The sequence below is a fragment of the Aurantiacibacter gangjinensis genome, assembly GCF_001886695.1.
Taxonomy (GTDB): domain Bacteria; phylum Pseudomonadota; class Alphaproteobacteria; order Sphingomonadales; family Sphingomonadaceae; genus Alteraurantiacibacter; species Alteraurantiacibacter gangjinensis.
In genome coordinates this window covers 1,608,329-1,621,255 of the sequence record NZ_CP018097.1, presented here as the reverse complement: position 1 = coordinate 1,621,255, position 12,927 = coordinate 1,608,329, and the positions used below count along the sequence as shown (strand labels likewise).

Genomic DNA, 12,927 nt, shown 5'->3' with positions numbered 1-12,927 from the left:
CATGAGTCACAAAGACGATCCCACCAAGCCGATGTCGAACGACGAGAAGTTCAAACCGAAGAACGTGGCAAGCGACGACGCGCATGGCCGCCTGGAGCGGAACATGAAGGATGTGCCGCGCGGCAGCGAAGGCGACCGTCGCCGCAGCGCCCAGCACCGCGTCGACTGATCACGCTGATTAGGCCGAGAGCAGCGCGCGCACGACCGCGAGCGCGCTTTCGGCCTTTTCGCCATCCGGACCGCCGCCCTGAGCCATGTCGGGCCGGCCACCGCCGCCCTTTCCGCCCAAGGCTGCGACGCCGGCCCGCACCAGTTCGACGGCGCTAAAGCGGTCGGTAAGGTCGTCCGTCACAGCCACGGCGAAGGCGGCTTTTCCGTCATTGACGGTACAAATTGCAGCCACTCCCGAACCGAGACGGTTTTTCGCGTCATCAAGCAATCCGCGCAGTTCTTTCGGGTTCATGCCATCGAGAACTTGCCCCGAGAATGCCACGCCGCCAATGTCTTCATCGGCGTTGGCCGCGGCACCACTGATGCCGCCCGATAGCGCGAGCAGCTTTTTCGCTTCCGACAATTCCCGCTCGAGCGTTTTGCGCTCGTCTACGAGCGCAGCGACGCGTGCTTCCACTTCCTCCGGCGACGTTTTAAGGGTGGAGGCGACCGTCTTCAGTGCCTCTTCGCGTCCGACGACCCATTGCCGCGCCGCTTCTCCGGTAAGCGCCTCGATCCGGCGAACGCCCGACGACACCGCACTTTCGGAGATGATGCGAAACAGGCCGATATCGCCCGTCGCCTTCACATGGGTGCCGCCGCACAATTCCACTGAATAGGTCTTGCCTGAACTGGAAGCATCGCTGCGTCCGATGGAGAGCACACGCACTTCCTCGCCATATTTCTCGCCGAAGAGCGCCAGCGCCCCCGCCTCTACGGCATCGTCCGGGCTCATCAGCCGTGTGACGACCGGATCGTTCGCGCGGATTTCGGCATTCACTTCGGCTTCGATCGCTGCAATTTCATCCGCGCTCACAGGCTTGGGATGCGAGAAATCGAAGCGCAACCTGTCCTGGGCGACGAGCGAACCTTTCTGAGTCACATGCTCGCCCAGATGATTGCGGAGCGCTGCATGGACGAGATGGGTCGCCGAATGGTTCGCACGCACCGCATCGCGGCGCGCTGCGTCGATGGCGAGATGCACGCTATCGCCAATTGCTACCGTGCCAGACACGATGCGCCCGTGATGGGCATGCAGGCGGCCGAGCGGCTTTGACGTTTCGGATACGGCAATTTCAAGCCGGTTGTCGCCGCTGATCCTGCCGGCATCGCCTGTCTGTCCACCGCTTTCGCCATAAAATGGCGTCTGGTTGGTGATGAGAGTCACATCCTGTCCGCTATCGCCCCGCTCCACCTCTTCGCCATCGACCACGATGGCCACCACGCGGCCCTCGCCTTCGGTCGAGGTGTAGCCGGTGAACTCGGTCGCACCTTCGCGCTCGGCGATGTCGAACCAGATTTCGCTGTCAGCTGCTGCGCCGGACCCCTTCCACGCGGCCCGAGCGGCGGCCTTTTGCCGGTCCATCGCGGCATCGAAGCCGTCGCGGTCTACCGCGACGCCGCGTGAGCGAAGGGCATCTTCGGTCAGATCGTAGGGAAAGCCGTACGTGTCATAGAGCTTGAAAGCCGTTTCGCCCGACAGCCTGTCTCCTTCGCCGAGATTCGCGGTCGCATCGTCCAGCAAGCGAAGGCCTTTTTCCAGAGTCTGGCGGAAACGGGTCTCCTCGCGCTCCAGCACTTCGGTGATAAGCGCTTGCGCACGTGGCAGGTCCGGATAGGCCTGCCCCATTTCGCCGACCAGCGTGGGGACAAGACGGTGCATCAGCGGCTCGCTCGCTCCCAGAAGATGCGCATGCCGCATGGCTCGGCGCATGATCCGGCGGAGCACGTAGCCGCGACCTTCATTGGACGGCAGGACACCATCGGCAATTAGGAAGCTGGTGGAACGCAGGTGATCCGCAATGACCCGGTGGCTGCCCAGCGCATCGCCTTCCGCCTTCGCTTGGGCGAGTTCTTCGCTTGCCGCAATGATCGCCTGGAATGTGTCCGTCTCGAAAACGTTGTGGACGCCCTGCATAACGGTGGCGATGCGTTCCAAGCCCATGCCGGTATCGATGCTGGGTCGAGGCAGGTCGCCGACGATCTCGTCCGCTTCCTGCACGTTCTGCATGAAAACGAGGTTCCATATCTCGACGAAGCGGTCGCCATCTTCTTCGGGCGATCCCGGAGGTCCACCAGCGATCTCGGGGCCATGGTCCCAAAAGATTTCGGAGGAAGGGCCGCAGGGGCCATCGGCGCCCATGGCCCAGAAGTTGTCCTTCGTCGCAATGCGGATGATGCGGTCTTCGGGAAGCCCCGCGATTTTCCGCCAGAGGTCGTACGCCTCGTCATCGGTGTGGTAGACTGTGACAGTCAGGCGATCCGCAGCAAGGCCCAGATCCCTCGTGACGAGGCTCCAGGCGAGCTCGATGGCTCGCTCCTTGAAGTAATCGCCGAAGCTGAAATTGCCGAGCATCTCGAAGAAGGTGAGGTGCCGGGCGGTGTAACCCACATTGTCGAGATCGTTATGCTTTCCCCCGGCGCGTACGCATTTCTGGCTGCTGGCGGCGCGCGGCGTCGGCGGTGTTTCGACGCCGGTGAAGACGTTCTTGAACGGGACCATGCCGGCATTCACGAACATCAGGCTGGGATCGTTGTAGGGGACCAAGGGCGCGGAGGGGACGACCTGGTGATCGTTTGCCGCGAAGTAATCGAGGAAAGTGCGGCGGATATCGTTGGTAGACGTCATGCCTCGCGAATTAGGGGCGGATTTGCGTGGCGGCAAGCCACCTGTAGCCCGAAAGCGACAAAGCCGGTGCGCGTGACCAACAGGCCACCGGCACCGGCTCCGCTTTCGCAAGGGGCGTGCTAACCTGGAGCACCTGGAGCACTGTCCAGGACGGAAACTTTTCCGCCGCGCACCTTCTTGAGGATCAGTCTTCGGATTCCGCGTCCGGGCCCGTCATCATCTCCTCGGCGACCTCGTCGGTCTTGCCGCGAATGGCGGCCTCCAACTTGGCGCAAACTTCGGGATTCTCTTTCAGGTAGTTCTTCGAGTTCTCGCGGCCCTGGCCGATCCGAACGCTGTCATAGCTGAACCAGCTGCCCGACTTTTCCACGATGCCGGCCTTCACGCCGAGATCGAGAATCTCGCCCAGCTTGGAAATGCCCTCGCCATACATGATGTCGAATTCGACCTGCTTGAACGGCGGAGCGACCTTGTTCTTCACCACCTTAACGCGGGTGGAGTTGCCGATCACTTCGTCGCGATCCTTGATCTGGCCGGTACGACGGATGTCGAGACGGACCGAAGCGTAGAACTTGAGCGCATTGCCGCCCGTGGTCGTTTCCGGGTTGCCGTACATCACGCCGATCTTCATGCGCAGCTGGTTGATGAAGATCACCATGCACTTGGAGCGGTTGATCGAGCCGGTCAGCTTGCGCAGCGATTGCGACATGAGGCGCGCCTGCAGGCCGACATGGCTATCGCCCATCTCGCCCTCGATCTCCGCACGCGGCACCAGTGCCGCAACGGAATCGACCACGAGGATATCGACCGCGTTGGAGCGGACCAGCGTGTCGGTGATTTCCAGCGCCTGCTCGCCCGTATCGGGCTGCGAAACGATCAGCTCTTCCACATCCACGCCCAGCTTCTTGGCATAGACCGGATCGAGCGCATGCTCCGCATCGATGAATGCCGCCGTGCCGCCCGCTTTCTGCGCTTCGGCAATGCAGTGCAGCGCAAGCGTGGTCTTGCCCGAGCTTTCCGGGCCATACACCTCGATCACGCGGCCTTTGGGCAGGCCGCCCACACCGAGCGCGATATCGAGGCCGAGCGAGCCGGTGGAAATCGATTCCACCTGCATAGCTTCCTTCTGGCCCAGCTTCATCGCCGAGCCTTTACCGAAGGCACGGTCGATCTGTGACAGGGCGGCATCGAGCGCCTTCTGACGGTCCACGTTGGATTCCTTTTCTACGAGCTTGAGATTTGCACTTGCCATGACATGGCCTCCGTCAGCTTTCTAGGGTCGTGTGAAACTCTTCAACACAAACCATGTACCCACTTTGTTCCATTAGAACAAGAGTGGAACAGAATTTTTTTGACAAAGTTTCGCCACGCCGCGCGCGAAGGCCCGGATCGGCTAGTCCTCGATATGCGGAAGCTTCACTTCCCACGCGAAGGCATGCGTGGAATTGGCGGGCACTTCCACCCGGGCAAATCGCCTGCCATCGCGAACCACGGTATCCAGCCCGCGCACATCCCACTCGGCGACCATGGCCACGGCAATCTCGATCGTCACCGGATGCGGGTTGGCGTTATGGACCTCTCCGTTCAGACCTGACCAATCCTGCTGCCAGTCATTCGTCGTCTGATCACGCAGCCAGCGACACGTGGTGAAAACCTGGCTGCTGGGGCCAAGCGGCATTTCGACATCCTGCCCCACGGCATAATCGCGCAAATTCGTCTCCGCCACCAGCAGGTCGCCGACCGAAGACCCTTCGAAAATAGCCACCTGCCCCGCCGGCAGAGGCGCGCCAAGGCCGTGATCCTCATCATTGACGGTATCGAGCCGCATCTGCGCGGGCACTGGTGCCCCGCGCGATTCCCATGGCGTGCAGCTCGCTTCGTAAAACAGCTCGCCCTCGATATCCTCCTCAAGCAGAAAGGCGACCTGCTTTAACCCTTGCGCGTTCACATCGGTGCGCATGGGGATGCGATAGAGCTTCAGGTCACCCAGATCTTCTTGCGCAGCCACGGGAGCCGGTGGCGGTGGGGGCGGAGGTGGCGGAGGCGGTGCACCCGGCGCGAAATCTTGCTCTACGCGCCTCGCGGTGACGACAATCTGTTCTCGTAATTCTTCCTCATAACTTTCATAAACCGGAACGGGCGACCCCGCCGCCGTGCTGCCGCGCGGCCAGCATGTAAGGCGCAAGGGCTCTGCATCGGGCGGATCGGCCAGACGCCGGAAGTCGCTGACGGTGTTTAGCCTGCCAGCAACCGCCATCAGTTCGGCGTTCTCGAAACTCTGGCCATTGTCGTTGAGGATGGTGAGCCACGCATTGAGGTCGAAGCGCACGTCTTCGCTGTCGCCGCCTTCGTCCACACTGGCGACGTAATTAGCCTGCCAGTCAAAACCCCAGGAAAGGTAGGAGAGCGTCACCTGATAGGTGCCGCCAGTATCGCTGCGCGTGTCGATGGAGAAAACGGGCTCTGCCGAAAGTCCTTCCGGTACGCCGTCGAATGTCAGCCTTTCGGGCAGACCGGAACATCGCACCGCCTCGAAGCCTTGCTCGGTTTGCAGCACCAAGCCTCCATCTGCTCGGGTGCGCACGATGGCATCGCTCGTCTCGGCTTCACCCGTCGCGGGATTGGTGCGAGTGATCTGCACACGGTTGCCCAGCGTGCCGTCCACCAAGGCTGCCGGGCTGAGAAGATCGGCATTGCGGTTTTTCTCGATCGTGCCGCCGGGCAGGCCGGTGACGATGGCGGATACAGCCACCATGCCTTCTGCCACGCCTTCGAACCGGATGCGCGATTCGCCCGGCGGCAGAGTGACGGTGCGCGTTTCGGAGATCATCGCGAAACCGCGCGGCCAACGCGGGTTGAGCTGCTGCCACGGCGCACGATTGGGATCGCGGTAGACGGTGACGGCGATGTCTTCCGGCTCGGAAGCGTCGACGGTTGCGCGGTCCTGCGCGGTGGCGGGGGAAACGCACACCATCGTCATTCCCGCGAAGGCGGGAATCCAGCCTAAAATCCAGCGACAAGCTGGATTCCCAACGTCGCGGGAATGACGAGTAAAAGCGAGAAGGCGCACCGCCCTTCCCCTCAATACCGCGTCTCATAGGTCACGCGCACCACGCGCTCGCCATTGGCGGGCACGCGCACGCGATAGAGGCGCTGGTCGGCATTGAGCTGCTCGCCTTCCACATCCTCCGCCGTCACGCGGAAATCACGGCCCCACCAATAGCGATCCAGCCCGGCCTGCGTCAGCAGCACTGTCACCGGCTCTGGCTTCGCATTGGTGAAGGTGTAGCGCATGGTGGTGCGATAATATTCCACCGCCCGCTCCTCTCGGATTTCGCGCACGGTTTCGCCATCCTCGATCACGCGAAAACGGCGGGAACGTTCATATTCATCGGCTGTAATGCGGCCGCGGTCTTCGACCTCTGCCTGCATGAAGATGTCAAACGCGTCGCCGGTGCGCAACGAAAGGACGCTGCCCATCGGCGTGTGGCCGATGCTGTTCTCACCGATGAACTGTGGATTGCCCTGTGCATCGTTCTGATAAAAGCGCACCGTGCCAGCGGGCAGCGCATCGCCCAGCCCGCCATCGGCGCTGGTGTTGAAAGCGATGGCCGAGGAGACAGGGCGGAAATCCTCGTCATTCGCCAGCCACCCCACGCCGATCTCGTAGATGCGGCTGGCGCGAACATCCTGCACGTCGAGGAAGCTCACCTGCTTCGTTTGCGCATTGGCGATCGTGGTGCGCTCTTCCAGCGGATAGAGATAGAAATCGCCAAGTCGCTCACGATCGGCGGTTTCCGTGCCGGGACGCACCATATCGGGGCGCATCTGGCCGTTCGCGCGCGAGGGATTGCCCGCGATCAGCAGCGTGTCGGCGGAATGAAATGTCGTGCCGGTATTGTTCGTCAGCGTGACCCAGCCCTGCATGTCGACCGTGCCGCGCCGCTCGTCAAACAGGGCAACGTAATCGCTCGTCCACCCCAGGCCGGGCGTGAGATAGCGCAAGCTGGCATCGCGCGTGCCGGAGCGGTTGCTGTCCAGCGTGACGGAGAGCGTCGGGCGGGCGCGCAGGTTTTGCGGCACTTCGTCGAAGACCACGCGCACGGGGAGGCCATCGTCGCGGAGCACTTCGATCCGGTCGCCGATGCGCACGACCACGCCTCCTGCAACGGAGAGGACTTCGGCGCGCTCGACCGTCTCTACGCCGGTGGCGGGGTTGGTGCGAATCAGCGTCACCGTTTCGCCGATGGCCTTTTCCATCAGCTTCGCCGGCGTAAGGATATCGAAGTCGAAATTCTGCTCCACGATGGCCGTGTTATCGGCATTGAAGCTGAGAGTTGCAGGCCGGATTTGCGCAGAGACGTCGGGAAATTCGATGCGGGTGCGGCCATTCGGAATGTTGAGCCGCCGCACATCCTGCACCAGCGCCTGACCGTTCTGGTAGATCGTCACGGAGAGGTCGCCTTGCGCCGTGCCTTCGGGCGTCGGGTCTGAGGGATCGCTGCCCTGCTGGGCGCTCGCTGGCAGAGCGAGTGCGCTTGCGGCAAGCAGCATGGCGGCGGTGCGATGCAAAGTTTTCATGATGGCAGTCCCTCCCGTTTGCTTGTGGCGATTGGATGCCAAATTGCCTGTATGGCGGCTGAATATTCCCCGTGCCGCCATGTCTGTGGCAGGAGCCAAAACCCCTATCCAACCTTTCCAGCGTTACGCAGCACGCCGCCTACCTTGTCGGCGATCTGGCGCACGCTGAAGGGTTTGGCGATGAAGTGCATCGCCTCGATATCGATCTCTGCGCGCAGCTGGCTCTCGGCATAGCCGGACATGAAGAGCACCGGCAGGCCGGGCTGCAGCTTGCGGATCTCGCGCGCCATGGCGGGGCCGTCCATGCTCGGCATCACCACATCGCTGACGACGAGGTCGAACTGGTGCTCGCCCGACTGGACGATATCGAGGCCTTCGTCGCCATCGCTGGCGGTGACGATATGATAGCCCTGGCGCGACAAGGCCCGCTCGGCGACCGCGCGCACCATGTCCTCGTCCTCTACCAGCAGGATGGTGCCACCGCCCGACCATTCGCGCGCCTGCTCTTCCACCTCGGCGCGTTTCATTTCCTCTTCGGTGACTTCGTGCACCGGCAGGTAGATGGTGAAGCGCGCGCCCTTTATGGAGCCGTCGGGCTTCTTGGCATTGCTGGCGAAGATGAAACCGCCCGATTGCTTGATGATGCCGTAGACGGTGGAAAGGCCGAGGCCCGTGCCCTTGCCCTGTTCCTTGGTGGTGAAGAACGGCTCGAAGATGTTGCCGATAACCTCCGCCGGGATGCCGCCCCCGGTGTCTTCGGCGATCAGTACGGTGTAGTCGCCCGCTGGGATGATCTCGCTGCCCATGCGGCGGATATCCTTCGCCTCGACGCGGCGGGTGGCGAAAGCCAGCGTGCCGGCCGCGCCCTCACCCCCGCCATGGCTCTGGATCGCATCACGGGCGTTTACCGCAAGGTTGATGATGACCTGTTCCAACTGGCGCGGATCGGCGCGCACGGGGCCAAGGCCGCGGTCATGGCGCACTTTAAGCGTGATCTTCGCGCCCAGCAGCCGCTTCAGCAGCTGGCTGACCTCGCTCAGCACGTCGGGCAATTGCAGCACTTCGGGTTGCAGCGTCTGCTGGCGGCTGAAGGCGAGCAACTGCCGCGTTAGGCTAGCAGCGCGGTTGGAATTGGCGCGGATCTGCTGGATGTCGTCATAATCGCTATCGCCCGGCGTGTGGCGCAGCAGCATGAGGTCGCAATAGCCGATGATCGCGGTGAGGACATTGTTGAAGTCATGCGCGACGCCGCCTGCCAGCTGGCCCACCGCCTGCATCTTGGTCGCCTGCGCCACTTGCCGCTTGAGCCGCGCTTCTTCCGTCGTATCCGCCAGGGATAGCAGCACCGCCGCATCGCCCAACCCGCGAACGCCGGCAAGGCCGAGACTGACAGGCTCATCCGGATCGGAGCGCAGCCGCACAGCCACGTCCCCACTGGAGGCCGGCCCCTGCCCGTAACGGCGCACAGCATCGGACATTGCCGTCTTGTCGCGCGGCACGACAAGGTCGGACGGATAGGGAACCATCTCGCCCTTCTCCAGCCCTGCGGCGCGGCGGAAAGCGGGGTTGGCGAAGAGGAACTTGCCCTCGCGGTCGGTCGTCGCAAGGCCCAGCGGCAATTGCTCCAGCAGGCCTTCCAGCTGCGCCGTGTTGCCCTTGCTCTCGCCGCCCCAGCCGCCGAGTCCGATCCCGCTATCGATCAGCAGCATCAGCGAAGGTGCTTCCGCCGCGGCGCGGCCCGGCACTTCCTCGCTGGCCGGGGCATCGGGATCGGCAAGCGGCACCTGCACCAGTGTTTGCGGAGAGCCCTTGCGTCCCTCGCGCGCGAAGAAGATGCGCTCGCGGTCGTCGGTGCGCAGCATCTGGACGAATTCCTGCCCCGCCATGCTCGCATTTTCGTCACCCAGCCCGCGCCGTTTGAGAGACGAATTTGCCGCGCGCACCATGCCATCGGGTGCCACCAGAGCGACAGAGATGCCCGCTGCGCCCAGGGTCCGGCCGAACAGCCCCGTAATGTGCTTGCCGATACCTGCGAGCGGTTCATGCCGCGTCACTGGCGAGAAGCGCCAGACGAGATATTCATCGCTGCGCCCGGCGCGGCTCGCCTCGGCTTCCCAGCTGCGTTCTTCATCGGCGATCGTGACGCCCGGCGCGTTGCCATCGCGCCATACGGCGCGCGCCATGCGGATCAGCTGGTCTGCGCTGGTGCCATCGACCGGCAGTCGCGGCGGCGCGTTGCTCGACCCGAACCACAGTTCGAACGCGGCATTGGCACAAACGAGGCGATTGGCACGGTCGGTAACGGCGATGGCAAGGTCCGTCCGCTCGATCGCCGCGACCGTGACGGACCAATCGGCGGTTTCAGGCTCGGCCTGCACCGTGCTGCCGCCCCGCGCGCGACCGGCGGCAAAGGCGATAAAGCCGAGCACGGTCAATCCGCCGGCATAGGCCAGCGTCACTGTGCTGTTATCGGTAGCAAACTGGATCAGCGCGATGCTGGCCAGCACCGCCGCTGCCACGGCGATGACATCGACCAGACGCCGCGATTCCTGCACTTGGCCCAAACTCATGGACGGATCCGTAGCATTTGCCGTGCCGCAGCCCTAGCGTTCACAGGCCATCGGTGTGTGAAAAACGGGGAAAGGTCACTCGGCTGGAGCCAGCGCCTTGTCTTTCAAACCGCGCCTGCCCCATTTCTTGGCGACGACGAAGCGCCAGGCGAAGCCCGCGATAAGATAACCGAGTGCCGCCCCGACGATGGCAAGGACTAGGAAGCCGAACGCCGTCACGCCCGCCAGCGACGCCCATTGTGCAAATTCCTGCAACCAGCCGCTGCGCATGCTCTCGCCCGCCATGCCGCCCGTTTCGGCGTCGATTTTCAGCACAAAATTGCCCACGCGGTTGGCGATCACCGCCCAGAAGGCGATGGTGAAGGGATTGGTGATGAGCGTGGTGACAGCCGCCAGCGGCAAATTCGCCCGCGACGGAAGCGCCAGCACGACCGCCAGCAAGGTCTGGCCCAGCGGAATTATGAAAGCGGCGAAAACGCCCAGCGCCACGCCGCGCGGCACGCTGCGGCGCGTGAAGCGCCACAGTTCGGAGCGGGCAATGGTTCCGGCGACAGGGGAGAGCCAGCGATTCTTCGCCATCTCCTCACGCTTGGGCAGCGCGGGAAGGCGTCGCTTAAGCCAGTCTGTCACCTTGCTTGCCATGGGGCGGCCAATACACCTTTTCTCGCTCGTTCCTAGGTGGGATTAGCCGAAAGGATAACAACCACCGCTTAACGGCTTTTGCAAAGGTTCCGGCCTCCAAATCCGGGGGTGCACGCTCAGCTATTCTCTTTCATGATGCGGGCCTTGTCGCGCTTCCAGTCGCGATCCTTGATGGTGGCGCGCTTGTCGTGCGCCTGCTTGCCCTTGGCCAGCGCCAGCTCCACCTTCGCGCGGCCCTTGCCGTTGAAATAAATGGACAGCGGCACCAGCGTCATGCCCTTCCGCTCCACCGCGCCCAGCATTTTGTCGATCTCGCGCGTGTGCAGCAACAGCTTGCGCGGGCGCTTTGGCTCGTGGTTCTGGCGGTTACCGTGGCTGTATTCGGGGATGGTCGCGTTGACGAGGAAGACCTGCCCGTCCTTCACCTCGGCGTAGCTTTCGGCGATGCTGCCCTCGCCCGCGCGCAATGCCTTCACCTCGGTGCCTTGCAGGGCGAGGCCCGCCTCGAACTTTTCTTCGATGAAGTAGTTGTGCCGCGCCTTGCGGTTTTCGGCGACGACTTTCTGCTTGTCGAATGTGGGGGGTTTGGGGCGAGCCATCAGGTGGGCGCATGTAGGCGCGCCGCCAGCAAAAGCAAAGCCCCGCCGCTACCCCTTCGTTCAGGCGTCGTCTTGCGGAAAGAGCGGTTCGCGCTCGCAGCTCTCCTGACGAAGTTCGATGGATGCGATGACGGCCGTGCCGCCGTCAATCTGCGGAGGCCCGCCGCTCGTCACGATGGCCACGCATTCACCGGGGCGCTGCATGGTCATGTCGCAAAAGCCCGCGCCGGTGCCCGAACAATTGTCGATCTCGGGAAAGTCATCGCAAGTCTGGATTCCGATACCGCTGCACTGCCCGATGCTGGGCCCGTAGCCCGCCGCAAGCAAAGCATCGCGCGCCTCATTATAGGGCGTGTCCACCGCCGGGAGCTGGAAGCGTGACGCCACGTCGTCGGCATCGAGCGCGCTTTCGTCCGGGCCGGTGATGGCCGGTTCAACCACTGCTTCCTCTTCCGCAGCCGGAGCGCTTTCAGCGTCCTGTTCTGGTGAACTGCACGCTGCCCCGAAGCTCAAAAGCACCAAGAGCGAAATCAATTTTTTCATGGTCACGGCGTCAAATCCTTTCCCGCTTCGTGGCGCGAATTTTGCAAAGCCAAATCCGCTTTCCGCACCGGCTAGCGGGCTGAAAGCCGACACAGTTATTGAGCGGGTAAAGTCTCCAAGCAGCTCTGCAATGTCCCGTCTGGCATAAGCGCGTTCGGAAAACCGCAGCCGGAACGGGCAATCGTTTATCCGATCCCGGCACCAGCCATGGCCTCGTCCACCTTCGCTTTGGCTGCATCGGAGCAGGGCGCGATGGGCAGGCGCACATCGGGGCTGAACCAGTCGAACAGCTTGCTCAGCGCATATTTTGCCGGCGCGGGGGAGGCATCGGCGAACATGGCGGCGTGAAGCGGATAGAGCTTTTCATTAAGCGTGCGCGCGGTTTCGAAATCGCCTTCGGCAGCGGCGGCGTGGAAATCCGCACATAGTCGCGGCGCGACGTTCGCCGTTACCGAGATGCAACCCACCTGACCCAGCGCATAACCTGCCAGAACGAGCGGATCATCGCCCGAAAGCTGGCAAAGCTCCGGTGCGCCCATTCGCTGGGTGACGACACGCGAGAGGTCTCCGCTCGCATCCTTCAGAGCCACGATCTTCTCCGGGAAGCGGCGGTGCAGCTCCACCACCGTTTCGGGCTTGATGTCGGTCACGGTGCGGCCCGGCACGTTGTATAGCACGATGGGCAGTTCGGCCCGCTCCGCCAGATAGCTGAAATGGGCCAGCAGCCCTTCCTGCGAGGGGCGGTTGTAATAGGGCGCGACCAGCAGCAGCGCGTCGGCCCCTGCCAGCTGCGCTTCCTTGATGTGCCACAGCGCGGTTTGCGTATCGTTGGAGCCTGCACCGGCGATCACCGGCACACGGCCGTTCGCCACCTCGGCGCAGATGGCGATGACTTTGTGATGCTCGTCATTATCGAGCGTAGCGCTCTCCCCCGTCGTGCCGCAGGGAACCAGGCCGGAGGACCCGTTCTCGATCTGCCATTCGATGAACTTGCGGTAGGCATCCTCATCCACTTCGGTGCCTGCAAAAGGCGTCGCCAGCGCCGGGATGGATCCTGAGAACATTTGTGCGCCTCTCGCATTGTATTGGTGGAGGGGGCCACAATCTTGGCCTTACCACCGCAATAAAGTTTTCTATTCAGCGCCTGATAAGG

The 12,927-nt window shown here is 63.0% G+C and carries 10 protein-coding genes; 1 reads left to right on the top strand and 9 read right to left on the bottom strand.

Features of this window, described 5'->3' with window-relative positions; translation table 11 throughout:
• The first annotated feature begins 1 nt into the window (after position 1).
• Positions 2-169 carry a hypothetical protein gene (locus BMF35_RS13745; RefSeq protein ID WP_169819281.1) on the top strand — a complete coding sequence of 56 codons (168 nt, stop codon included), beginning with the start codon at positions 2-4 and terminating at the stop codon, positions 167-169.
• A 9-nt stretch (positions 170-178) separates the two neighbouring features.
• Here the strand turns inward: BMF35_RS13745 and alaS are convergent, their stop codons facing one another.
• The 9 genes from alaS to dapA all read right to left on the bottom strand — a co-directional run bounded on the left by alaS (position 179) and on the right by dapA (position 12,838).
• Positions 179-2,839, bottom strand: a complete 2,661-nt coding sequence (alaS, locus tag BMF35_RS07915; RefSeq protein ID WP_047005483.1) for an alanine--tRNA ligase — start codon at positions 2,837-2,839, stop codon at positions 179-181.
• 184 nt (positions 2,840-3,023) lie between these two features.
• The gene (gene recA / locus BMF35_RS07910) at positions 3,024-4,091 is read right to left on the bottom strand and encodes a recombinase RecA (RefSeq protein ID WP_047005482.1); all 1,068 of its coding nucleotides are present in this window, start codon (positions 4,089-4,091) and stop codon (positions 3,024-3,026) included.
• Positions 4,092-4,232: 141 nt separating this feature from the next.
• Positions 4,233-5,819 carry a DUF4139 domain-containing protein gene (locus tag BMF35_RS07905; RefSeq protein ID WP_047005481.1) on the bottom strand — a complete coding sequence of 529 codons (1,587 nt, stop codon included), beginning with the start codon at positions 5,817-5,819 and terminating at the stop codon, positions 4,233-4,235.
• A 101-nt stretch (positions 5,820-5,920) separates the two neighbouring features.
• On the bottom strand, positions 5,921-7,420 hold the full coding sequence (locus tag BMF35_RS07900; protein ID WP_173426172.1) for a DUF4139 domain-containing protein: 1,500 nt from the start codon (positions 7,418-7,420) through the stop codon (positions 5,921-5,923).
• Positions 7,421-7,524: 104 nt separating this feature from the next.
• Entirely contained in the window at positions 7,525-9,990 is a 2,466-nt protein-coding gene (locus tag BMF35_RS07895) for a response regulator (protein ID WP_047005480.1), read from the bottom strand.
• A gap of 75 nt (positions 9,991-10,065) precedes the next feature.
• Positions 10,066-10,632, bottom strand: coding sequence for a DUF2062 domain-containing protein (locus tag BMF35_RS07890; RefSeq protein ID WP_047005479.1), 567 nt, complete (start codon positions 10,630-10,632; stop codon positions 10,066-10,068).
• A gap of 116 nt (positions 10,633-10,748) precedes the next feature.
• Positions 10,749-11,231 carry an SsrA-binding protein SmpB gene (smpB, locus tag BMF35_RS07885; protein ID WP_047005478.1) on the bottom strand — a complete coding sequence of 161 codons (483 nt, stop codon included), beginning with the start codon at positions 11,229-11,231 and terminating at the stop codon, positions 10,749-10,751.
• 60 nt (positions 11,232-11,291) lie between these two features.
• Positions 11,292-11,774, bottom strand: a complete 483-nt coding sequence (locus tag BMF35_RS07880) for a hypothetical protein (RefSeq protein ID WP_047005477.1) — start codon at positions 11,772-11,774, stop codon at positions 11,292-11,294.
• Positions 11,775-11,959: 185 nt separating this feature from the next.
• Positions 11,960-12,838 (bottom strand): 4-hydroxy-tetrahydrodipicolinate synthase, encoded by an 879-nt coding sequence (gene dapA, locus BMF35_RS07875; RefSeq protein WP_047005476.1) that lies wholly within the window; start codon positions 12,836-12,838, stop codon positions 11,960-11,962.
• Positions 12,839-12,927: the final 89 nt, after the last annotated feature.

Coding starts and splice junctions, on each gene's coding strand:
- BMF35_RS07890 (WP_047005479.1), bottom strand. CDS start 10,632: ATGGCAAGCAAGGTGACAGACTGGCTTAAGCGACGCCTTCCCGCGCTG.
- smpB (WP_047005478.1), bottom strand. CDS start 11,231: ATGGCTCGCCCCAAACCCCCCACATTCGACAAGCAGAAAGTCGTCGCC.
- alaS (WP_047005483.1), bottom strand. CDS start 2,839: ATGACGTCTACCAACGATATCCGCCGCACTTTCCTCGATTACTTCGCG.
- BMF35_RS07905 (WP_047005481.1), bottom strand. CDS start 5,819: ATGACGATGGTGTGCGTTTCCCCCGCCACCGCGCAGGACCGCGCAACC.
- dapA (WP_047005476.1), bottom strand. CDS start 12,838: ATGTTCTCAGGATCCATCCCGGCGCTGGCGACGCCTTTTGCAGGCACC.
- BMF35_RS07900 (WP_173426172.1), bottom strand. CDS start 7,420: ATGAAAACTTTGCATCGCACCGCCGCCATGCTGCTTGCCGCAAGCGCA.
- BMF35_RS07880 (WP_047005477.1), bottom strand. CDS start 11,774: ATGAAAAAATTGATTTCGCTCTTGGTGCTTTTGAGCTTCGGGGCAGCG.
- BMF35_RS13745 (WP_169819281.1), top strand. CDS start 2: ATGAGTCACAAAGACGATCCCACCAAGCCGATGTCGAACGACGAGAAG.
- BMF35_RS07895 (WP_047005480.1), bottom strand. CDS start 9,990: ATGAGTTTGGGCCAAGTGCAGGAATCGCGGCGTCTGGTCGATGTCATC.
- recA (WP_047005482.1), bottom strand. CDS start 4,091: ATGGCAAGTGCAAATCTCAAGCTCGTAGAAAAGGAATCCAACGTGGAC.